This is a genomic window from Gemmatimonadaceae bacterium (genome assembly GCA_035606695.1).
Classification (GTDB): Bacteria; Gemmatimonadota; Gemmatimonadetes; order Gemmatimonadales; family Gemmatimonadaceae; genus JAQBQB01.
The window spans coordinates 45,338-65,754 of sequence record DATNEW010000013.1; the positions used below are offsets into that span (position 1 = coordinate 45,338).

Annotated in this window: 20 protein-coding genes; 10 read left to right on the top strand and 10 right to left on the bottom strand. The window is 65.3% G+C overall.

The window, feature by feature from the left end:
• Positions 1-156: 156 nt before the first annotated feature.
• Entirely contained in the window at positions 157-1,665 is a 1,509-nt protein-coding gene (locus VN706_04225) for a GAF domain-containing sensor histidine kinase (GenBank protein ID HXT14810.1), read from the top strand.
• A 19-nt stretch (positions 1,666-1,684) separates the two neighbouring features.
• Here the strand turns inward: VN706_04225 and rpiB are convergent, their stop codons facing one another.
• Both rpiB and VN706_04235 read right to left on the bottom strand, forming a co-directional pair.
• Complete coding sequence (gene rpiB, locus VN706_04230; GenBank protein HXT14811.1) at positions 1,685-2,137, bottom strand: ribose 5-phosphate isomerase B; 453 nt, start codon at positions 2,135-2,137, stop codon at positions 1,685-1,687.
• Positions 2,134-3,036, bottom strand: coding sequence for a serine hydrolase (locus tag VN706_04235; GenBank protein ID HXT14812.1), 903 nt, complete (start codon positions 3,034-3,036; stop codon positions 2,134-2,136). Before VN706_04235 ends, rpiB begins: the two co-directional genes overlap by 4 nt.
• A gap of 160 nt (positions 3,037-3,196) precedes the next feature.
• Between VN706_04235 and VN706_04240 the strand changes: the two genes are divergently transcribed.
• Together VN706_04240 and VN706_04245 are read left to right on the top strand one after the other, a co-directional pair.
• Positions 3,197-3,658 (top strand): hypothetical protein, encoded by a 462-nt coding sequence (locus tag VN706_04240; protein HXT14813.1) that lies wholly within the window; start codon positions 3,197-3,199, stop codon positions 3,656-3,658.
• Positions 3,659-3,931: 273 nt separating this feature from the next.
• Positions 3,932-5,416 carry a transglycosylase SLT domain-containing protein gene (locus VN706_04245; protein ID HXT14814.1) on the top strand — a complete coding sequence of 495 codons (1,485 nt, stop codon included), beginning with the start codon at positions 3,932-3,934 and terminating at the stop codon, positions 5,414-5,416.
• 251 nt (positions 5,417-5,667) lie between these two features.
• Here the strand turns inward: VN706_04245 and VN706_04250 are convergent, their stop codons facing one another.
• The 4 genes from VN706_04250 to VN706_04265 all read right to left on the bottom strand — a co-directional run bounded on the left by VN706_04250 (position 5,668) and on the right by VN706_04265 (position 8,796).
• Positions 5,668-6,288, bottom strand: coding sequence for a lytic transglycosylase domain-containing protein (locus VN706_04250; GenBank protein HXT14815.1), 621 nt, complete (start codon positions 6,286-6,288; stop codon positions 5,668-5,670).
• 162 nt (positions 6,289-6,450) lie between these two features.
• The gene (moaC, locus tag VN706_04255) at positions 6,451-6,954 is read right to left on the bottom strand and encodes a cyclic pyranopterin monophosphate synthase MoaC (protein ID HXT14816.1); all 504 of its coding nucleotides are present in this window, start codon (positions 6,952-6,954) and stop codon (positions 6,451-6,453) included.
• A gap of 57 nt (positions 6,955-7,011) precedes the next feature.
• On the bottom strand, positions 7,012-8,091 hold the full coding sequence (locus VN706_04260; protein HXT14817.1) for a hypothetical protein: 1,080 nt from the start codon (positions 8,089-8,091) through the stop codon (positions 7,012-7,014).
• A 138-nt stretch (positions 8,092-8,229) separates the two neighbouring features.
• On the bottom strand, positions 8,230-8,796 hold the full coding sequence (locus VN706_04265; GenBank protein ID HXT14818.1) for an O-acetyl-ADP-ribose deacetylase: 567 nt from the start codon (positions 8,794-8,796) through the stop codon (positions 8,230-8,232).
• Positions 8,797-8,817: 21 nt separating this feature from the next.
• Between VN706_04265 and VN706_04270 the strand changes: the two genes are divergently transcribed.
• From VN706_04270 to VN706_04295, 6 genes are all read left to right on the top strand, one after another.
• A complete protein-coding gene (locus VN706_04270) occupies positions 8,818-9,978 on the top strand; it encodes a P1 family peptidase (GenBank protein HXT14819.1) in 1,161 nt (386 codons plus the stop codon).
• Between the two features lie 134 nt (positions 9,979-10,112).
• Entirely contained in the window at positions 10,113-10,442 is a 330-nt protein-coding gene (locus VN706_04275; protein ID HXT14820.1) for a hypothetical protein, read from the top strand.
• Between the two features lie 131 nt (positions 10,443-10,573).
• Positions 10,574-11,140, top strand: coding sequence for a hypothetical protein (locus VN706_04280; protein HXT14821.1), 567 nt, complete (start codon positions 10,574-10,576; stop codon positions 11,138-11,140).
• Complete coding sequence (locus VN706_04285) at positions 11,133-11,522, top strand: transcriptional regulator (GenBank protein HXT14822.1); 390 nt, start codon at positions 11,133-11,135, stop codon at positions 11,520-11,522. The genes VN706_04280 and VN706_04285 overlap by 8 nt, the downstream gene beginning before the upstream one ends.
• Before the next feature lie 64 nt (positions 11,523-11,586).
• The gene (gene uppS, locus VN706_04290) at positions 11,587-12,321 is read left to right on the top strand and encodes a polyprenyl diphosphate synthase (protein ID HXT14823.1); all 735 of its coding nucleotides are present in this window, start codon (positions 11,587-11,589) and stop codon (positions 12,319-12,321) included.
• Between the two features lie 429 nt (positions 12,322-12,750).
• Positions 12,751-15,735 (top strand): AAA family ATPase, encoded by a 2,985-nt coding sequence (locus VN706_04295; GenBank protein ID HXT14824.1) that lies wholly within the window; start codon positions 12,751-12,753, stop codon positions 15,733-15,735.
• Here VN706_04295 and VN706_04300 read toward each other — a convergent pair whose 3' ends face one another.
• Both VN706_04300 and VN706_04305 read right to left on the bottom strand, forming a co-directional pair.
• Entirely contained in the window at positions 15,736-16,809 is a 1,074-nt protein-coding gene (locus VN706_04300; GenBank protein ID HXT14825.1) for a DUF4097 family beta strand repeat-containing protein, read from the bottom strand.
• A gap of 46 nt (positions 16,810-16,855) precedes the next feature.
• On the bottom strand, positions 16,856-17,662 hold the full coding sequence (locus VN706_04305) for a nucleotidyltransferase (protein ID HXT14826.1): 807 nt from the start codon (positions 17,660-17,662) through the stop codon (positions 16,856-16,858).
• Between the two features lie 58 nt (positions 17,663-17,720).
• Between VN706_04305 and VN706_04310 the strand changes: the two genes are divergently transcribed.
• Complete coding sequence (locus tag VN706_04310; GenBank protein ID HXT14827.1) at positions 17,721-18,575, top strand: metallophosphoesterase; 855 nt, start codon at positions 17,721-17,723, stop codon at positions 18,573-18,575.
• Positions 18,576-18,595: 20 nt separating this feature from the next.
• Here VN706_04310 and VN706_04315 read toward each other — a convergent pair whose 3' ends face one another.
• On the bottom strand, positions 18,596-18,964 hold the full coding sequence (locus tag VN706_04315; protein ID HXT14828.1) for a hypothetical protein: 369 nt from the start codon (positions 18,962-18,964) through the stop codon (positions 18,596-18,598).
• Between the two features lie 341 nt (positions 18,965-19,305).
• Positions 19,306-20,409: an aminotransferase class I/II-fold pyridoxal phosphate-dependent enzyme gene (locus tag VN706_04320; GenBank protein ID HXT14829.1), complete on the bottom strand. Its 1,104-nt coding sequence runs from the start codon at positions 20,407-20,409 to the stop codon at positions 19,306-19,308.
• Positions 20,410-20,417 lie beyond the last annotated feature (8 nt).

Consider the following 20,417-nt stretch of genomic DNA (forward strand, 5'->3'; position numbering starts at 1 on the left):
CTCCCAAAAAGAGCCTTTTCATCACTGGGTTCCTCGAGTGTTCGCGTAGATGCGCTGCCGCGGCGTGCAAAGAGCATGCTGTTCGATTCTGAAACGATTTGCACCATGTGCGACCTCGACAACGCCGCCTCGCTCCTCACACATTTGTAGTCGATCGTGACGGCACCTCCCAGCACAGCGCCGAACTGGTTGACCGCCATCGGGTTTTTCGCGATGGCGGCGCTGCTGGCATGGTTGGCCGTTTACCTGAGCCGATCGCGACGCGAGGCGCGCCGCGCCGCCAGCTTGTTCGAGTCGCAGATGCGCGACATGGCGGCACAGCAGGCGCAGCTCGAGGTGATGGCGACCGATCTGGAAGAGTCGAACGTCGCGCTGGCCGCCGCGAGCCGCGAGGCCGCCGTGTCGCGCGACGCCGCCGTCGCGAGCGAAGAACGATTGCACTTGCTCGACCAGGCGAGTGCCGCGCTCGCGTCGTCGCTCGACTACGAGACTACCGTCGCCGCCGTAGCGCACCTTGCCGTGCCGCACTTCGCGGATTGGTGCTCGGTCGAGCTGCTCGTCGACGGCACCCTGCGGCAGATCGCGCTCGCCCACGCCGATCCCGAACGCGTCAAATGGGCGAAAGCGCTCGCCAGCAAATACCCCGTCGACGTCGACGCGCCGACGGGCGCACCGCAGGTCATTCGCACCGGCCAGCCGAGCCTCGTTCGCGACGTCACCGAAGAGATGCTCGTGGCCGGCGCGCGCGACGAGGAACACCTCCGCATTCTGCGCGAAGTCGGCCTCTACTCGGTGATGATCGTTCCCATGGCCGCCCGCGGGACCACGCTTGGCGCGATGACGCTGGTCAGCTCCCGGCCCACGCGGCGATTCACCGACCAGGACCTCACCGTCGCACTCGAGTTGGCGCGCCGCGCCGCGATGGCGATCGACAACGCACGACTGTACCGCGCCGCCCTCGTCGCCAACGAAGCGAAGGCCAACTTCCTCGCGACGATGAGCCACGAGCTCCGAACACCGCTCACCGCGATCATCGGCTATCAGGAATTGCTCGCCGAAGGAATTCCTGGAAAGGTGAACGACGTCCAGCGCCAACAGCTTGGACGCATCAAGGTCAGCGCGTCACACCTGCTGTCGCTGATCGACGAAATCCTGCTCTACGCCCGCGTCGAAGCGGGGAAGGAGTCCGTACGCATCGAGCCCGTTGTCGCGAAGGGCGTGATCGACGATGCGATCGCCTTCATAACTCCCACGGCGACCGCACGAGGCCTCACGATCGAAGCCGAGGGTGTCGATCCCGCGCTATTGCTCAGCACCGACGGCGGCAAGCTGCGTCAGATGCTGCTCAATCTCCTCGCGAACGCGGTGAAGTTCACCGTGCGTGGCGGTGTTACGGTGCGCGCCTTCGCGCAGGGGCCGTCCGTTGTCTTCGAGGTGCGCGATACCGGTATCGGTATCAAGCACGAAGACCTGGGTCGCATCTTCGACCCGTTCTGGCAGGTGAATCAGCACACTACGCGAGAAGTGGGCGGCAGTGGACTTGGCTTGAGTGTCACGCAACGACTCGCGCATTTGCTCGGCGGCGCGCTGTCGGTCGACAGCGTGCCGCTTTCGGGAAGCACGTTTCGGATCACGCTGCCGCGCAACGGACAGCCATTGGCCTGAGGCGAGTCGGCGCGGCGAATCAGGATCGTTCGCGCTCGAAGGCTTCCACTTTGCGCAGCCGCCGAACGTGCCGCTCGGCGCCAGAGAACTTCGCGCCCAGGAAGGTCGTGACCAACTCGGCGGCGAGCGAGGGGCCGACGACGCGCGCGCCCAGCGCGAGCACGTTCATCGCATCGTCCTCCACACCCTGATGCGCCGAGAACGTGTCGTGGCACAACGCCGCGCGAATGCCGGTGAACTTGTTCGCCGCGACCGATGCGCCCACGCCGCTGCCGCAGATCAACACGCCGCGTTGCGCCTGCCCTTCGAGAATCGCGCGCGCGACCGCGCCCGCGAAATCGGGATAGTCGTCCGCCGGATCGATCGAGTGCGCGCCGCAATCGACGACCTCGTTGCCGCCGGCGCGAATGGCGTCTATCACGGCTTGCTTGAGCGTGAACCCCGCGTGGTCGGTGCCGATCGCAATCTTCATCGTAGTCCGCTCGCTCCGCGGCTGGAGGACACGTAGCCGTACACCAGCCGCGACACATCGGCGATCAGCGCTCGCGCAACTGTTTGATCGGGGATGTCGCGTGTGAGCACCACGAGCACGTACGGCTTGGCGTTCGGTGGATACACGAGGGCGGCGTCGTGCAGCACGCCGGTGATCCACCCGGTCTTGTGCGCGACTTTCACGCCGCTGGGAAGGCCGGCGGGAATCTCGTCGTTGAATTCCTGCTGCAGGAGAATCGCGCGCATGCTGTCGCAGCTCGCGCGCGATGCGGCGCGTCCCGTCTCGATGGCCTCGAGCAGCACCGCGAGATCGCGCGCCGTCGTCGTGTTGTTGAGTCCAGCACGAAACGCCTTGTCGTCTTCCACGCCGCGCAGAACCTTGATGTTGCGAGCGCCAAGCTGGTGGGCTGTCGCGTTCGCGTTCTTCGCGCCGACCAGCTCGATGAGGGCGTTCGTCGCCAGGTTGCTGGACCGCGTGATCATGCGGTCGATCAACTCGCGCAGAGGGACCTGTTGGCCGACGCGCAGGTACGCCGAGCTGTCGGAGTCGTCCGCCGGGTTGAGCGAGAAAGGTGACGCGTCAACTATCGAGGAAAATTCGTTGGCGAGCGGGACCGGCCGGTCCAGCGACAGCGTTCCGGCATCCACCCGCCGGAACAGCTCGATCATGACCGGGACCTTCATGGTGCTCGCCGCATGGAAGCTGTCGTCGGCGTTCAAATAGAGCGTGTCGCCCGTACCAAGATCACGAAATGCAACACCTACCGTTGCATCCTTAACCTCGGCGATCCGCCGACCGATGCTCCTTTTCAAGGAATCCAGGCGAACGGCAGCCGCCCGGCTGGGTCCTTGAGCCCGGCCGACGGCCAGTGGGGCCATGAATGCCAGAGCGAGAACTACGGATTTTGCGGCCATTTGCGAAATAATGGACCCCGGTGACCCACGTTACAAGCAATTGCTGGTTGCGTTCTTCATAATTCACTCGTTTCTGCAGCGGGGCGATGAAGCTCCTGGTATTGGTCTCGGGTAGAGGCACACCATGTCGCTTTCATTAAAACAGCAGCGCCCCGCGGGCGCACCGACGTTAATCGCGCTCAACGCACGGCGCGAGCGCCTGCGCTTTGCGGACTTCAGCTTCTCGCGCACCCCCTCCGGCCAGTGCTCGGCGGAAGTGTCGCTCGAGTGGGATAGCAACATGTACGTGGGTCGCGCGATCGGGCAATCGAGCCCGCTCGGCGATTTCCGTGTTGCGGCCGAGGCGTGCTTGCGTGCGCTCGAGGACTTCGCCAAGGGCGCCATGCACTTCGAGCTGCTCGGCATCAAGCACGTGCGCGCGTTCGATTCCAACCTGCTCATCGTTTCGGTTTCGCTGCGCGAAGAGCAGCAGCTCACGCGATTGGTCGGCTGCTACCTCGCTGAGACCGATACGCGGCGCGGCGCGGCAATGGCCGTCCTCAACGCGACGAACCGGGTGCTCGGCAACCACATCATGGCGCGGTAGCGATGGCCGACGGGCCCTCATCGAACGCCCGTCGAAGCATCGAGTGCCCTGATACATTCTGACTCGTCAAGCAAGCGCCGCCTCGTTGGCGGCGTTTGTCGTTTCTGGAGGGGAGCACGAGTGACGCGTCGCACACTTTCGATTTCCGCTGCTCTGGTCGCTGCCGCAAGTTGCGCGCGTCCGAGCTCGACCATACAGCCCGCACCCAGCGCACAGCCGGCGAACGCGTCTGTCGTTCAGCAGGCGACGCCAGTCGCGGCTCCGACACCGAGCGTGACCGCGCCCGCGACTGCGCCCGCGCCGGACAGCGTCACGGTGAGCACGACGGATGTCGCGCGCCGAGCGACGGAGGTGTTTGGCGGCGATAGTGTGCCTGCCGCGAGTGCACCCGTCGACTCCGCGATGGGGCCGTCGTGGGACATCTCGGTGCGTGAGTACGAGTCGACCGACCGCGTCGAGCATTACGTGCGCGTGTTCAGTGGCCAGGCCAAGGAGCGCATCGAAGCACGCCTCGAGCGCGGCACGCGTTACGAGCCGATGATTCGCGCCAAGATGCGCGAAGGCGGCTTGCCCGAAGACATGTATTATCTCGCGCTCATCGAGAGCGGTTTCGATCCGAACGCGTACTCGCGCGCCGCGGCGGTGGGGATGTGGCAGTTCATGACGTCCACGGGCCGCGACATGGGTCTGCGCGTGGATTGGTGGATCGACGAGCGCCGCGATCCCGTGAAGTCGACCACGGCCGCGGTGCGGTTCATCAAAGGACTCCGCGATCAATTCGGCTCGTTGTACCTCGCGGCGGCGGCGTACAACGGCGGCCCCGGACGCGTCGCGCGCGGGTTGAGCCGCTACGCGGACGACCTCGAGGGCACGTCGGGCGAAGATCTCTTCTTCGCCTTGGCGGAAAAGGATTATCTGCGCAACGAGACGCGCGAGTACGTGCCGCAGTTGATCGCCGCGGCGTTGATCGCGAAGGAGCCGGCGCGGTACGGCATGAAGTTCGGCACGCTGCCGCCGTTCGCGTACGATTCGACGCGCGTCGGCAGCGGCACGCCGCTCGCGGCGATCGCGCAGGCGTCGAACGCGACCGTCGAAGCGATTCGCGAGCTGAATCCACAGGTATTGCGTGGCGTGACGCCGCCGCGCGACTCGACGTGGATTCGCCTGCCCCAGGGTGCGGCCGACAGCTTCGCCGTTCGCTTCGCCGATCTTCCAAAGAGCACCCGGGTCGGTCTCTTCACGCTCGAGTCCAGGAAGGGCCAGACGCTCGACGTCATCGCCGAGAAGAACGGCGTCTCCGCGCGGGCGTTAGAGCTTTATAATCCGTCGCTCAAGCGGCTGAAGAGCGGACGCCTCGTACCTGGCCAGAGTGTGCTCGTGCCGACCCCCGCGGTCGCGTCGGCGGCGTCCTCGGTGCCCGATCCGTCGATCGAACGTTTCGGCGGCGCAAGCTCGAAGACCATCGCGGTTCACGTCGTGAAGTCGGGCGAGACGCTCAGCGGGATCGCAAAAAAGTACAAGACCACGACCGCGATGTTGATGAAGCGCAACGGGCTGCGGAAGCCGTTGATTTTCCCGGGCCAGTCACTCGTGGTGACCGGCGCGGCGTCGAGAGGTAGAGTGGCCGCGAAGACGAATAAGAAAAGTGTGAAGTCGGCGACCGCCTCCAGGAAAGCCGCCTCGGCGAAGAAAAGCGCACCGGCGAAGAAAGCCGTGGCCGCGACGAAGAAGCGGCACGCGAAGAAGGCAGCCCGCTAGCCGGTCGGCACCAACGACGGAGCACCGGGTATTGGGTGCTCGATGCTCCCGAACAAGTTGCGTGAGTATCTCGGTGATTGGGCCGACCGAAAATCTATTCGCTGAAAGCCGAAGGACCCCTGCATACCAAGGAGAAGATTTCCTCGGCGCGCAGGGGTCCTTCGCTCACTTCGTTCGCTCAGGATGACAGTTATTGAGCTTCGTACGCTCAGAATGACAGGGAGTTACGTTCGCTCCACGCCGACCTGAGTCTAGTTCTGCAACAATCCCTTTCCCTTGTAATCCTTCATCACCCAACGGTCGTACCCGTTCCCGGGATTTACCCCGGCGTGCACGTCACGCGTTACGGCGTCTTCCCCTCGATTGTAGGCCAGCAGGGCGAGACGAACGTTGCCATGGTACAGATCGATCAGGTTTCTCAGATAGCGCATCCCAATCCGGAGATTGGTCTCGCCATGAAAGAGCTGATCGCGGCTGACGTTCTTTTCATACAACTTCGCCGTACTGGGCATGAGCTGCGTCAGACCGACCGCGCCCACCTTGCTGATCGCATGCTCGTTGAATTCGCTCTCCAACCGCACCAGGCGGAAGGCCAGCTCGGGATCGATTCCTTCCCGCAACGACGCATCGAACACCTTTCCTGCCATTCCTGCCGGGATTCCGTACTTGGTCGAGTACTGAATGATCTTGTCGGCCCGCTCAAATTGGGCGCGGACGAGATTCAGCTCTCCCTGAGTCGACTCCAGCTCCGAGCGCAGCTTCCGAGATGTCGTACCCGACCCCAGCGAAAAGAGCCCGCCATGGTCCTCGGCCGCCACGGGTTCGGCGTTCGCCGGAGTGGACTTGCGGCTCGCGATGACAATGGTCGTCACCGTGATCGAACAGGCAAGAAAGAGGGCTTGCTTCAGCCTTCTGATCCGCCTCGCCGCGTCTCCCCGGTGGACGTACGTCCCACGTAGGTCGCGCATAAGTTTTTTGTCGGCAACAGGTTAACTACGTGCTTGGCAGAACAGCCTGCCTAGCACACCTGCACATTAGGGGGCAGGCACCATGCCATCAACTCTTGAATATTCGCCGCCAGTTCCACCTGACTTCTGGGCCAACGATATATCGGCGATCTCCATGCCCTTATCCAACGCCTTCGCCATGTCGTACACAGTCAATAAAGCGACAGACACCGCCGTGAGTGCCTCCATTTCCACGCCTGTCCGACCATTTGTGCGCACCGTCACCTCGGCGCGAACACCAGGGAGCGATTGATCGGGCGTCAGCTGCACCTGAACGTCGGTCAACCCCAGCGGGTGGCAGAGCGGTATCAAATCCGACGTCTTTTTTGCCGCCATCACCCCAGCCACGCGCGCCACACCCAGCACGTCGCCCTTCTTGACCTCGGCCTTCACGATGGCCCCGAGCGTCGCCGCCCGCATGCGAATGAGGCCGGTCGCGCGGGCCACTCGCTGGGTCTCGGGCTTGCCCGAAACGTCGACCATCCGCGCTTCGCCGGAGTCGGCGACGTGAGACAATTTTTTATCTGACATGGCCTCGTTTTGCCTCTGTCGTCCTGAGCGAAGCGGAGGACCTGCTCTGCTTGGATATCATCCCACCAATGGGGCGATCTGCCGCAGCAGCGACGCCGTGATGAGCTGCGGATTCACGTTGCCATAGGCGCGCTCCTTCGCGTGCTCCACCGCGTCCATGGCCTGAGCCGCACCGCTCGCCGCGCGCGTGTCACCGTTCGTCGCGGCCGCGCGTGCGCGATCGTGCAGCAGCACCGTCAGCGCCTCGAGCGTGTCGGTGAACTTGCCGCGCGCTCCGGCACCTCCCTGCGCGAGCGAGACGCGCATCCGCCGCCCCCGGTCGGGCGCCGATGCGGCTTCGAGCAACCGCTCGGCATTGGTGAGTGCCGTCTTCCACGCCCCATAGCCGACCACTCGCCCAGGCGCGCCGCCGGCGAGCCGCACCAGCTCGTCCGTTCGACCGCTGCCCGAATCGATCTGTGACGCCACCGTCGAATCGCCGAGGAATGCTTCGACCTCGCGGTCGCTGAGCGGCGCGACGCGCACGGCGACGACACGCGAGCGAATCGTCGGCAGCAGCGCGCCCGGCTCGCTCGAGGTGAGAATGATCGTGGTGTCCGCCGGCGGCTCCTCGAGCAGCTTGAGAAACGCGTTCGCGGCCTGATCCGATCCTTCCTGCACGACCATGTGCTCCGCGTCTCCGATGACGATGACTTTGCGCTTTGCCATCGCCGGCGACATTGACGCCGTTTGCACCAGCGCGCGGATCGTCGCGACGAAAATGCCCTGATCGCCCGCCGACCGTTCGTACACGCCACCGTTCTGCATTCGCTCGGCGATTCCTTCGGCGATGTCCCCGCGAATGTCGTCGAGATCCGGATCGCTGTTGCCCTTGAGCCGCTCGCGCGGAAAGAACCAGTGGAGGTCGGGATGCTGGAGCTCCGCCGTCATGCGGCACGTCTTGCACTCGCCGCAGGGCGCGTCGGGTCGATTAGAGTTCTCGCACAGAAGCAGCCGGCCGAGCCAGAGGGCGACTTGCTGTTTGCCGACGCCGCGCGCGCCTTGGAGCAAGAGGCTCGACGGCAGCGCGCCGCGGTGGACGGTGTCGCGCAGGCGCGCCTTGAGCGCGGCGTGGCCGTACAGAGGGAGCAGGGGCACGACGTTGAACTTAGTGTCCGGAGGTGGCGGTGCAAAAAAAATCAAAACGACCACGTCTGGCCGGATCTGACGAGATCTGTTTGCTCCGCGAGGCCATCCGAGTCCTTCGGGCGGAGCAACCGATCTTGTCAGATTTGATCAGATCTGGTCGTTCTCCGTTTTGTTGCCGCCGAGGAGGTGCGTGTACAGGGAGAGATTCTCTGCGTCGAACATGCACGCCACGATCCGCGCGAACTCGTCTTCGTGCGCCCGCATCACCCGCACCGCAATCGCCGCGGCCGCAGGCTTTGGATACCCGTACACCCCCGTCGAGATCGCCGGAAACGCGATCGACCGCACATCGCCCGCCTCACGCGCCCGCGCGAACGACGACTCGTACGCCTTCGCGAGCAGCTCCGGTTCGCCGCGGCTCCCACCATGCCACACGGGGCCGACCGCGTGAATCACATACCTCGCGGGCAGATGATATCCTTTCGTCAGCACCGCGCCGCCGGTCGGGCAGCCGTCGTACCGCGAAAGCTCTCGCATCAGATCCGGCCCCGCCGCCCGATGGATCGCGCCGTCAACGCCACCACCGCCGGCGAGCGCGCTGTTCGCCGCGTTGACGATCGCATCGACCGCGAGCTTGGTGATGTCGCCCCGAATAATCTCGATCATGCGCGTGCCCGTTGGGTTGCCGATCGCGTGCAAAGCGAATACGGTCATGCGTCCGCCAACTCACAGAATATGCATCGGCATGCGCTTCCGTCATTGTTCTCGCCGCTCATCGCCCTCTCGTTCATGACCGCGGTGACCTGCTCCGCCAACGCGCAACGTGCTCGTGCGCGCGACTTGGGCGTCAAACCCGGCGTGTTTGCACCAGGCAAACTCAATGCAATCACCGACGTCGATGGCGTGCGCGTCGGTCAGACGACGGTGATCATCGGCGACTCGGTACGCACCGGCGTCACGGCGATTCTTCCGCACGGCGGCAACCTGTATCAGGACCGCGTGCCGGCCGCGCTCCACGTCGGCAACGGCTTCGGCAAGATCACCGGCGTCACGCAGCTCCGCGAGCTCGGCGAGCTCGAGACGCCGATTCTGCTCACCTGCACGCTGTGCGTCTGGAAGGCGGCCGACGCCATGGTCGGTTATCTCCTCGAGCAGCCCGGCATGAACACCGTTCGGTCGATCAATCCGGTGGTGGCCGAGACGAATGATGGAACGCTGAATGAGATTCGCGCGCGGCCGATCACGCCCGACAACGTTCGCAGCGCGATCACATCGGCGTCGAGCGGACCGGTTGCGGAAGGCGCCGTGGGAGCGGGAACCGGGACGATCGCGTTCGGATGGAAAGGCGGCATCGGCACGTCGTCGCGCGTGCTGCCGCAATCGCTCGGCGGCTTTACCGTCGGCGTGCTCGTGCAAACCAACTTCGGCGGCATTCTCCAGATCCTCGGCGCCCCGGTGGGGAAGGAGCTCGGGCAGTACGCGTTTCAGCACGAGGCGCAGTCGCCGGGCGATCGCGGCGATGGATCGTGCGTGATGGTCGTCGCGACCGATGCGCCGCTGTCGGATCGCAACCTCGAGCGTCTGGCCGCGCGCGCGATCATGGGCCTGTCGCGCACGGGCTCGTCGGCCGCGAACGGATCCGGCGATTACGTGCTCGCGTTCTCGACGAGCACCAAGGTACGTCGCGCGTTCAACGCGCAGCGGTTGCAGACCGAGGAATTGGCGAACGAGCAGATGTCCGGATTGTTCCAGGCGACCGTGGAAGCGACGGAAGAGGCGATCTACAACTCGCTCTTCATGGCGACGACGACCACCGCGAACGGCCACACGATCCAGGCGCTGCCGCTCGACCAGGTGCGCGCGATATTAGAGAAGTATCATGTCGCGGATCGATGATCCGCTGAAGCGGGCCGGGCTGTTTGTCGCGAAGTGTCCGGCGTTCCGACGATGCGTTCGACTTGGCCACTGCGCCGGCTCGCCGTCGGCATGCTTCCTGACATTGATCGGGGTGACCTACACGCGAGGCATCCATGGGCGGCAAGCGACCTGACCAGCACAATATCGATCCCGGCGAAGCGGGGTCGACCAATTATCAGTGGCGCGGCGAAGGCCGCAGCCAGGAAGAGCACATCATGAATGAAGACAAACGGCACCTCGCCGCGAACCGGGATGAACAGCCGATGATCCCCGAGGAGCAGGTGAATCCGGCGCTGCGCGAGCTGCGCGAACGGAAGGCGGGGAATCGCGGGGAAGGAACGAGCGGCAACACGGATGAGCGTGGGAACATGAGCGCGGACGCGCGCGTCGACGAGCAATCGGAAGAGAGCTTTCCCGCGAGCGATCCGCCGCAACAGCCGTAACGGCCGTTAAGCTAACTTTACACTGTAAAGTACTTGCTATGATTGGCTCGGGGCGTTATCCTGAGCCCATTATGGCATCAGTCACTCCACTCCGTCCCCGCCGTTCCACAGGCGCATCCGGCCCGCCCGAAATGCAGGCGCGCGCCATGGACAACCTGCGGTTCATCCGCGGCATCATGGAAAGCGCGGCCACCTTCACCGCCGTCTCCGGGTGGGGGCAGGTCGCCATCGGCCTGACTGCCATGGGCGCGGCCGCGGTTGCGTCGCGGCAAACGCTGCCGTGGGCCTGGGTTGCCACCTGGCTGGCCGAGGCGGGCATCGCGATGGGCATCTCGATCGCGTCGATGACGATCAAGGCGCACCTCGCCAACCAGCCGCTCCTCACCGGGCCTGTTAGAAAACTCATATTGAGCTTCGCGCCGGCGATGTGCGTCGGTGTCGTCCTTACCGCGCTGTTCGTCGACCGTGGGATGTTCTCGCTCCTGCCCAGCATGTGGCTCATGCTCTACGGCGCCGCGGTCGTCAGCGCCGGAACGTACTCGGTGCGCAGCGTACCGGTGATGGGCGCCGCGTTCATGTTCGCGGGCCTCGTCGCGCTCTTCATGCCGCCGGCCGCGCGCAGCATGGTGATGTTCTCCGGGTTCGGTCTTCTGCACATCCTGTTCGGGCTCTGGATTGCGCGGAGGCACGGTGGCTAAGCCGCAACGCGGACGGCGTGCCGACGCGCACGACAAGGACGCCGTCGCCGCGCCGCTGCGCACGGTGCGCGGCAAGGCCGCGGCCGAAGGACCGCTCGCGCTCGACCGCCTCATTCACGAACGCCTGCGCCTCGGAATCCTGAGCGCGCTCGCCGTGAACGAGTCGCTCAGCTTCAACGATCTCAAAAAGCTGATGCAGACGACGGACGGCAACTTGAGCGTGCACGCGCGCAAGCTCGAGGAAGCCGGCTACATCGCGTGCGCCAAGTCCTTCGAAGGGCGCATGCCCAAAACCGAATACACGATTACCGCCCCCGGGCGGCGAGCGCTCGAACGCTATCTCGATCACATGGAAGCGCTCATCAAGTTGACGCGCGGCTGAATGCGTTTCACTCCGTGTCCTCCGGAACCGTCGCCTCACCCGCACCCATTCTCGCCACTCTGACATGAAGCGAACGACTGTCGGGCCCTCTCCGTCGGCCTATGCAGGAATACACGTCGGTATCATCATGGACGGCAACGGCCGCTGGGCGAACGCGCGCGGCATGCCACGCACCGCAGGGCATCGGGCCGGTGTTCGCACCGCCCGCAAGATCGTCGAGGCCGCGACGCGATCGGGCGTCGGCACGCTGACGCTCTACGCCTTCTCGGCGGATAACTGGAGCCGCCCCACGCCCGAAGTCGGCGCGCTCATGCGCCTGCTCCGCCGCTCGCTGCAGATCGAATCGAAGCGCTGCCTCGAGAATGGCGTGCGCCTGACCATCGTCGGACGGCGCGATCGTTTGCCCGCATCCCTCGTCATGGCGATTCAGGAAGCCGAAGCGGTCACCGCACACGGACGCAATTTGCACCTGCGCGTGGCGATCGATTACTCGGCACGCGAATCGATCATGCAGGCCGCGACGCTCGCCAATGGCGAGCCGTTGAACCACGAACGGTTCGCCGCGCTGCTGGCGCAGGCGAATCACGATCCGTTTCCGATTCGCAACGTCGATCTCCTGGTGCGCACCGGCGGCGAACAGCGGTTGAGCGATTTCCTGCTGTGGGAATGCGCGTACGCGGAGTTCTACTTCACGCGCTGCATGTGGCCGGAGTTCAGCGAGAAAGAATTCTTGTTGGCACTGAGCGAGTTCGATGCTCGCGAGCGTCGCTTCGGCCGAGTCCCCGCGGCGGCGTCGTAGGCCGGGCGCCAGGCCGCGTTTCGTATAGAGGGTACCGCTAGAGGGTACCGCGGCCGCGCGGCCCGGACGCTCCGGCGCGGCGCGACGACGCGCGCCGCTTGTCATCCTGAGTCGCGCAGCGACGAAAGGATCTCATCCGTGTCCTGATCGCGGGATCATCCACCCGGACGAGATCCTTCGCTCCGCTCAGGATGACACGGCCAGCCCAATGAGCGAAGGGTCGGGGATGTCTGGAGGCGAGGCGTGGCAATAGTGCCCGGCCGTATCGGCACTATTGCACTCGCTCGCCGGAAGACATCCCGACCCTGAGCGCTTTGGCGCGAGACGCCGGAAGACATCCAGCCCTGAGCACCCAAAGCGTCCACGCGCGTTCTCGGAACGGCGCACACCAATTGCGGCCACACACCTCGCGTGCGCATATAGAGGCCCGTGACCCAATCCCCGCTCATCGGCCGCTCCGCCGAACTGCAGACGCTATCATCCGCGCTCGGCGACGCCGATACGGCGCGCGGGACGACCGTCTTCATCGTTGGCGAGAGTGGCATCGGCAAGACGCACCTCGTTACTGCCTTCGCCGAGCAGGCGGCGCCGCGGGGATTCAGCGTCGTGGTCGGGCGCGCCTACCCGGTCGAGACCGGCGTTCCCTATGCCGTCTTTTCCGACGCCTTTCTTCCGCTGTTGCGCGAGATCGAACCGTCGGTGCTCACGCTGCTCACGCGCGGCGGCACCGCCGAGCTCGCGCTCCTCTTTCCCGCGCTCGACGTGGCGTCACGCGCATCGAACGCCGGCCGCGGCGATCCGGCCGAGCTCAAGGCGCGCCTGCTCTGGAACTTCGCGCAATTCCTCTCGCGGCTCGCCGCGCGGCGGCCGCTGCTCATCGTATTAGAGAACTTGCAATGGGCCGACAGCGCGTCGCTCGAGATGCTGCACTTTCTCGCCCGGCAAATCGCGCGCGACCGCATTCTCATCCTCGGCACGCACAACGATCCCGAGCATCGCGGCAGCCAGCCGCTCCGCGTCGCGGAGCAGTCGCTGCGTGGTCTCGGAAACGCGCAGCGCATCCGTCTCGCGCCGCTGAGCGTGGACGCGATCACGGAGCTGCTCGAGCGAACGTTCGGGGCCGCAGCCGAGCAAACCCGACCCTTCGCCGAGCGCCTGCATCGCTGGACCGGCGGCAATCCGTTCTTCATCGACGAAACGATCAAGGCGCTGGTCGATGCCGGCCACCTGGCGCGCACGAATGACACGTGGACGGGTTGGGACATCGAAGACCTTCACGTGCCGTCGACGATCCGCGACGCCGTGCTGGCGCGCGTCGCCGATCTCTCTCCCGAGGCGCGCGCCGTCGCCGATCTCGCCGCGGTGTTCGGGGCGCGCGTCACCCACGACGAGCTGGAATCCGTCGCCGGCCTGGCGCACGAGCCTCTCATCGCCGCGATCGACGCGCTGCGCGCCGCGGACGTGCTCGCCGAGCGAGAAGTCGGAACGGAGATCGTGTATGATTTTTCACATCCGTTAATTCAAGAAACGTTATACGCGGAGCTCGGCCTGGCGCGCACGCGCGCGCTCCACGGCACCATCGCCGAATCGCTCGAGGCGCTGTACGGCGCGTCGGCGATCGATCACGCCGGCGAATTGGCGTTTCATTACGCGCGCGGCGATACCCGGCGCCTCGCCGGCAAGGCGGTGGAGTACCTGCGCGCCGCCGGTCGCGACGCCTCGGCGAAATACGCGAACCAGGAAGCGGCCGACTACCTCGGCACGGCGCTCTCGTTGTCGGACGACGACAGCGCCGACGCGCGCCACGACCTCGCCATGGAGCTGGCGCGGGTTCGGCAACGGCTCGGCGACTACGCCGGTGCGCTGGCGCTCTGGCAACGCGCGCTCGACGCGGCGCGGTCGACCAATGACGTCGCGCGCATCGCGTCGATCGAGCGCAGCATTGGCCTGGCGCGCTACTGGGGCGGCGCGTTCGATCACGCGCTCGAACATTACGATGCCGCGATCGCGGCCGCGCGCACGGCGGCGGATCGCACGCTCGAGGCGCGCGTCATGGTCGCGAAAGCGAGCTGTCTGCAGGGGCTCGGACGCAGCTCGGACGCGCGCGCCGAAATCCACTCCGCGCTCGCGATCGCCGAATCGATTGGCGATGAGAGTTTGCTGGCGCGGGTCCATCGGGCGATGGTGCTGTCGTACTTGTGGACGGGCCCCGCGGACAAGGCGCGCGAGTATGGGCGGCGTGCGATCGAGCTGGCCGAATCATCAGGGCAACGCAGCGTTGCATGGTCCGCTCACTGGGCGCTCGCCGTGCTCGGCGGGCTCACCGGAAAATCCGAGGACGCGCGGCGGCACCTGGCCGAGGCGCATCGCGTCGCCGACGAGTTGCGGTCACCTCTCTTCCGTGTGTGGACGTCGGAAGTCGAAATCGAGTACGCGGCGGGCGTGGGCGAATGGGATCACGCCGTGGCGCTCGCCGAGCGCACGATCGAGATGGCGCGCTCGCTGGGGCAGCGCACGCTCTTGCCGCGCACACTCGTGTGGTTGGGCCTGTTGTACCTCGGGCGCGGCGACATCGAGCGCGGAAAGGGGTGCGTCGATGAAGCGTGGTCGCTGGCGAACGCGGGCGATGCTTCGGCCATTCGCGACGTCTTCTCGCTCGTACCCGCGCACATCGGGCGCGCGGCATATCTGCTCGCGATGAAGCAGTATCCCGACGCGATCGCCGTCGGCGAGAAGGGGCTGCGCATCGCCGATCGGTCGCGGAACGTCGTGTGGGCGATTCATCGTTTGATGCCGGTGATCGCCGAAGCGTCGCTCTGGGCGGCCGACATGGAGCGCGCACGCGAGCTCGCTGACCGCATGCGCCGCGATTCGACCGCGCTCGGCCAGCGCCTCGGTCTGGCGTGGGCCGACGCATGTGACGCGCTGGTCGAGATGTTGAACGGCGACACCTCGCGCGCCGTCGCGCTGTTGCGCGGCGCGGCGGAAGCACTCGAGGCAATTCCCTTCGTGCCCGACGCCGCGCGCGTGCGGCGTCAGTTGGCGGTTGCCCTCGCGGCGACCGGGGATCGCGAGGGCGCCATGCGCGAGCTGCGCCGCGCGCACGAAGTTTTCGCGCATCTCGGCGCCGAACCGGAGCTCGACGCCACGCGCGAGCAGATGCGCGAGCTGGGTGCGCGTCCCCCAACGCGCACGAACACGCAGGGTGTCGGCGGGCTCACCGGCCGCGAGCTCGAGATCGTGCGGCTGGTCGCCGCGCGCCGATCCAACAAGGAGATCGGTGCCGCGCTCGGCATCTCGGCGCGTACGGCGAGCACGCATCTCTCGAACATCTTCGCGAAGCTCGGCGTCGAGTCGCGCGGCGAGCTTGCGGATCGCGCGCGCGAAGCGGGACTCCTCGAGGCAAGCGGCTGATCAGTTCTTCAGCAGCCGCGCGTTTCCGGAGCCGGTCTCGATGCGAATGCGCGCGTTGCCGTTGCCGATGCGGCCTCTGACATGATTGCGCTCGAAGCGCGTCGACGAGACGGGGAAGTCCGTTTCGAGTCCGCCGCTGCCGGACTCGATGTCGACGTCGCCGCCCTGCGTGCCCGGTAACCGAACCGTCACGCCGCCCGAGCCGGATTCGGCGGATACGTTGTCGACCGTCGAGTCGAACTGGAGTTCGACCCCGCCGCTTCCCGCATCCACGGCTGCGGTGCGCGACTTGATGTGATCCAGATGCAGCCCGCCCGATCCGACGTCGGTCTTGAGTGTTCTCACATCGATGTCGCCGCCGGCAATTGAGCCCGATCCCGTATCCATGAGCAGCGCATCGCCATGGATGTGGCTGACCATCACGCCGCCCGAACCCGTATCGAGCGTGACATCTCCGTCGGCATCGGTGACGGAGACTTCACCGGAGCCGGTGTCGAGACTCAACTTGCCGCGCGTGTGTTGCGCCGTCACGCGCGCGCCGGCAACGCTCACGCGCACATCGCCGTCGACGTTCGCGACGTTGGCGTCGCCGACGCCCCAGTGCACGACGATGCGCTGTCCGCGCGGTATCGTCACCACGACATCGGCGTATGCTTCGAGTCCCTGGCCCGAGCCGCTGATCTGCACCTGATCGCGCCGGCTGAACCATCCACCGCCTTCATTGTCGTCGAAGGTGCCGTCGCTGTTGACGCGCAACTGCGTGTGTCCGCGCGAGCGCATCGCAGGATAGACGATGCGATCCGATGGATACACGATGCGCAGCGAGTTGTACCCATGCACGTCGCCGGTTGCGATCTTGAGCTGCGCGGCATCGCGCCCGTGACGCGTGATGGTGACGCCGACACGGGGCGCGGTGCCAGGCTCGAGGCGGAGTGTGCCGGCGAGGTTGTAGATCGAAACGCGGTCGCCGGTCAAGGTGCGCTGTTCCGTTTGCGCGGAGAGCGTGACCGCGGCGGCGGCGACGAGGAGGAGCGGACGAATGAAGAGGCGCATGCCGGGGAGGGGGAGGGACATGCGGATAGACACAGGGAGGCCGGGGAAGGTTTGAACGACAACGACCTCAGTGAATATGCGTAATCGCCCAGGTCCAATACACCGCATCCTCCGGCGACATGTTGCCGCGCGGCGCGAGGCGCGCATCCTGATAGCCGTACCGCCCGATGTCGAGCAGATACTGGCCACGCGACGTCAGCGTGCCGCGGCACACGCGGTCTTCGCTCGGCGGACTATTCATCTCGGTCTGCAATCGCGTCAGCAGCTCGTTCATGATGCGCGGCGGCAAGCGGTGGCGCTCCGAGGGATAAATGAACGCGAACAGCGTGAGATACGAGAGCAGCAATTGCCAATGCGGGTCAAAGCGCTGCATCACACGATCCCAATCCAGCGTTTCCGCGCACGAGCGAATGACGTGCGCGACGTCGGCGCCGTCATATCGCTCACGTTCCATCACGAACGCCTTCTGCCAGAGCAGCTCCTCGACCGGCGCGATCTTCACCGGCATGCCGAGGACGTCGGCTTCGATCGCGTTGTTGAACCAGTGGTCGTCGACGCGGCACACACCGTTGCCCGAGCTGAAGACAAGATCGACGACGTCATTGCCTTGCTTGGCCTTCGCGAGCCAATGCGGAAACGTGATCTCCGTGTGATAGCCCGCCTCGCGCAGCGCCTCGAGTCCCGCTTCGAGATCGTCGTGGCGGATGAACAGATCGAAGTCCTTGGTCTCGCGCACGATGCCCGTGTAGTTGAGCAGCGCATGCGAGCCGCCGACGAGAAAAGGCACCTGCGCATCGCTCAGCACGTGCAGCGTTCGGCGGTAAAACGCGTTGGTGTCTTTTCCCGGATGATCGAAGGTCGATTGGTAGGCCATGCGAGCCGGACAGTGCAAGATTTGCAGCACTGGCCCAAATCCTTCAGTACGGCCCGGTATGCCCAATACCGGCGATACCGTGCGCCTCGCGGCGCTCAGCGACATCCACTACACCAAGAGCTCGGCCGGCGCGATGGCGCCGCTCTTCGCGCAGATCGCCGAAACCGCGGACGTGCTCGTGCTCGGCGGCGACCTCACCGACTATGGGTTGGCCGAGGAAGCGCGCGTGCTCGCGAAGGATTTGGCGCCGGTGAAAATCCCGGTTGTCGGCGTGCTCGGCAATCACGACTTCGAGGCGGGGCAGGAAGGCGACATCGTGCGCATCCTCACCGACGTCGGCGTGCACATGCTCGACGGCGATACGTGGGAATTCCGCGGAGTCGGCTTCGCCGGTGTGCGCGGCTTCTGCGGCGGCTTCGGCCGCGGCGCGCTCGGGCCGTGGGGCGAGAAAATCATCAAGGACTTCGTGCACGAAGCGGTGCAGGAGGCGCTCAAACTCGAGGCCGCCTTGGCGAGGCTGGGCACGGATCAACGCATCGTGCTCATGCATTACGCCCCGATTCGTGAGACGGTCGAAGGCGAGCCGCCCGAGATCTTCGCGTTCCTGGGCTCGAGTCGTTTCGAGGATCCGCTCACGCGCTTCGAGGTGACCGCGGTCTTTCACGGTCATGCACACAAGGGCGCGCCGGAGGGAAAGACGTCGTCCGGAATTCCCGTGTTCAACGTCGCACACGCGGTGTTGAAGGCGAACTATCCGGATCGGCCGCCGTTCAGATTGTTCGAGGTGCCCACCTCCGGTCCGAAGGACCACACCGTGACGCCGATCGGCGATCGCCGGCAGTGGGGTCGCCGGTCGGGCGATCGCTCGGCGGAATCGCAGAGTGCATCGGGGCCGGCGAATCCTTCGTCGTGAGCGTCGGCGCGCGTTGGTAATCAACGCGCGTTCAGCAGCTCCGACGTCAGTTGATCGAACAGGGCGCCGAACGAAACGCCCGGCGGTTCGTAGTCGATCTCGATGCGCGCTTCAGTCGCGGTGTCGGCCGTCTCGTGCACGTTCACGGATCCGGCGTGAGAGACCTTCGAGTCGCGCTTGGTCTTCCAGGCAATGACTTCGTTCTTCTTGTCGTTGACGATCTCGACGTCGGGTAGATCGCTGACCCACTGGCGCGCGACAGCATAGACGTCGGCGCTCGGCCGATTCACCGTGACGATGTGTTTGGCTTTGACCGCCCGACGCGCATCGACCGTTGCCGCGGCGCTGACGAGCTCGCCCGGAGCGCGTGCTGGAATTCTCGAGTCCATTCAGTATCCTCCGGGCACGGAGCAGAGCAAGAGGTGTGCACTCTAACTCCTCCCCGAACGGGCCACGGACGAGCGACGGACCAACCCTTTACCACGGACGAACATCCGACGACGGCGGACCGGCACGGAGACGGCGTGCAAACGGTACCCAACGGCGTTTCAAGTCGAATGCTTTCTTTTGAACACCCTCGGGATGCTTCGCGAATCTCTGCGTCCTGAGGTGTTCTAAAAAGTCATTCAACAGCAGTTGACTGCAGTTGACGCCGTCTCCGTGCCTGTCCGCAGTGGTCCGCCGTTTGTCCGTGGTAATGCTTGTGCCGGTACGCCAGTAGGCTCTGTACTCACCGGGCGACAAACGCGTCCATCTTCTCCAGCGCGACACCCATGTCCTGGCGTCCGTACCCAAGACGGAAGTGATTTCCCGAATACCCAAACTGTGACGCCGGCAAAAGCAGTACGCCTTCCCGCTCGACGAGCCGCGCGCTGAATTCATCGACGTTGCCGCCGAGATACTCGGGAAAGCACACGCTGCCGGCGCGCGGCCGTACCCAGCGAAAGCGGCCGCCGCCACGAGAGAAAAATTTATCCAGCAGAGACAAATTTTTGTCTATGATCCCGCGCGCCCGCGCGATTACACGATCCTGCGCGCGTAGCGCAATGAGCGACAACACTTCGCTCGGGGCGCTGCTGCAAATCGTCGTGTAATCCTTGAGTGACGCAACGCGTTTTCTGAGTGACGCATCACGCGTCGTAATCCACCCAATTCGTAGTCCGGCGAGCGCGAACGACTTCGACATCACGCCGAGGCTGATCGCGCGTTCCGAGCAATCGGCGGCCGCGGGCAGCCGTGGCGCGCTGTGCTCGAGCAAGCGATACACCTCGTCCGAAAAGAGATGCGCCCCGTGCAGCTCGGCGATCGCAACGACGCGCGCCAGCTGATCGGCGCCGACCTGCGCACCTGTTGGACTGTGCGGGAAGTTGATGACGATGACTTTGGTATTCGGCTGCATCGACGCGGCGATTGCATCCACGTCCAGCGACCAGTCGCGCGGCGAGAGCGGCACCATCGTGACGGAGGCGCCGATCGACTTCGCGACTTCGTACAGCGATTGATACGCCGGCCACACGACGACCGCGTGGTCACCGGCCCCGAGCAGCGCGTGCATCGTCAGAAACACGCCTTCCTCGGCGCCCGCGAACGTGAGCACGTCGTCGGCGCTCGCCGTGTCGTACAATCGCGCGATCTCTTCGCGCAGCGCGGGCAGGCCAAGCGATTCGGTGTACCCGAGACTCAGATGCTCCCAGCGTTGCCGCGCGTCGTCGTCGGCCAGCTCCAACAATTCGGAGAGACTGTACGGCTCGACGTCCGACGCGCACAACACGTGGCGCACCGCGAACTCCCAACGCGCGAAGTAGCGCTCGAGCGTAAAGTCCGCGATGCGCACGACTCGCT

Excerpts from the sequence above, each read along its gene's own strand:
- VN706_04275 (HXT14820.1), top strand. The coding sequence starts at position 10,113 with ATGGGCGGCAAGCGACCTGACCAGCACAATATCGATCCCGGCGAAGCG.
- uppS (HXT14823.1), top strand. The coding sequence starts at position 11,587 with ATGAAGCGAACGACTGTCGGGCCCTCTCCGTCGGCCTATGCAGGAATA.
- moaC (HXT14816.1), bottom strand. The coding sequence starts at position 6,954 with ATGTCAGATAAAAAATTGTCTCACGTCGCCGACTCCGGCGAAGCGCGG.
- VN706_04280 (HXT14821.1), top strand. The coding sequence starts at position 10,574 with ATGCAGGCGCGCGCCATGGACAACCTGCGGTTCATCCGCGGCATCATG.
- rpiB (HXT14811.1), bottom strand. The coding sequence starts at position 2,137 with ATGAAGATTGCGATCGGCACCGACCACGCGGGGTTCACGCTCAAGCAA.
- VN706_04240 (HXT14813.1), top strand. The coding sequence starts at position 3,197 with ATGTCGCTTTCATTAAAACAGCAGCGCCCCGCGGGCGCACCGACGTTA.
- VN706_04305 (HXT14826.1), bottom strand. The coding sequence starts at position 17,662 with ATGGCCTACCAATCGACCTTCGATCATCCGGGAAAAGACACCAACGCG.
- VN706_04265 (HXT14818.1), bottom strand. The coding sequence starts at position 8,796 with ATGACCGTATTCGCTTTGCACGCGATCGGCAACCCAACGGGCACGCGC.
- VN706_04270 (HXT14819.1), top strand. The coding sequence starts at position 8,818 with ATGCATCGGCATGCGCTTCCGTCATTGTTCTCGCCGCTCATCGCCCTC.
- VN706_04235 (HXT14812.1), bottom strand. The coding sequence starts at position 3,036 with ATGGCCCCACTGGCCGTCGGCCGGGCTCAAGGACCCAGCCGGGCGGCT.
- VN706_04300 (HXT14825.1), bottom strand. The coding sequence starts at position 16,809 with ATGTCCCTCCCCCTCCCCGGCATGCGCCTCTTCATTCGTCCGCTCCTC.
- VN706_04315 (HXT14828.1), bottom strand. The coding sequence starts at position 18,964 with ATGGACTCGAGAATTCCAGCACGCGCTCCGGGCGAGCTCGTCAGCGCC.
- VN706_04310 (HXT14827.1), top strand. The coding sequence starts at position 17,721 with ATGCCCAATACCGGCGATACCGTGCGCCTCGCGGCGCTCAGCGACATC.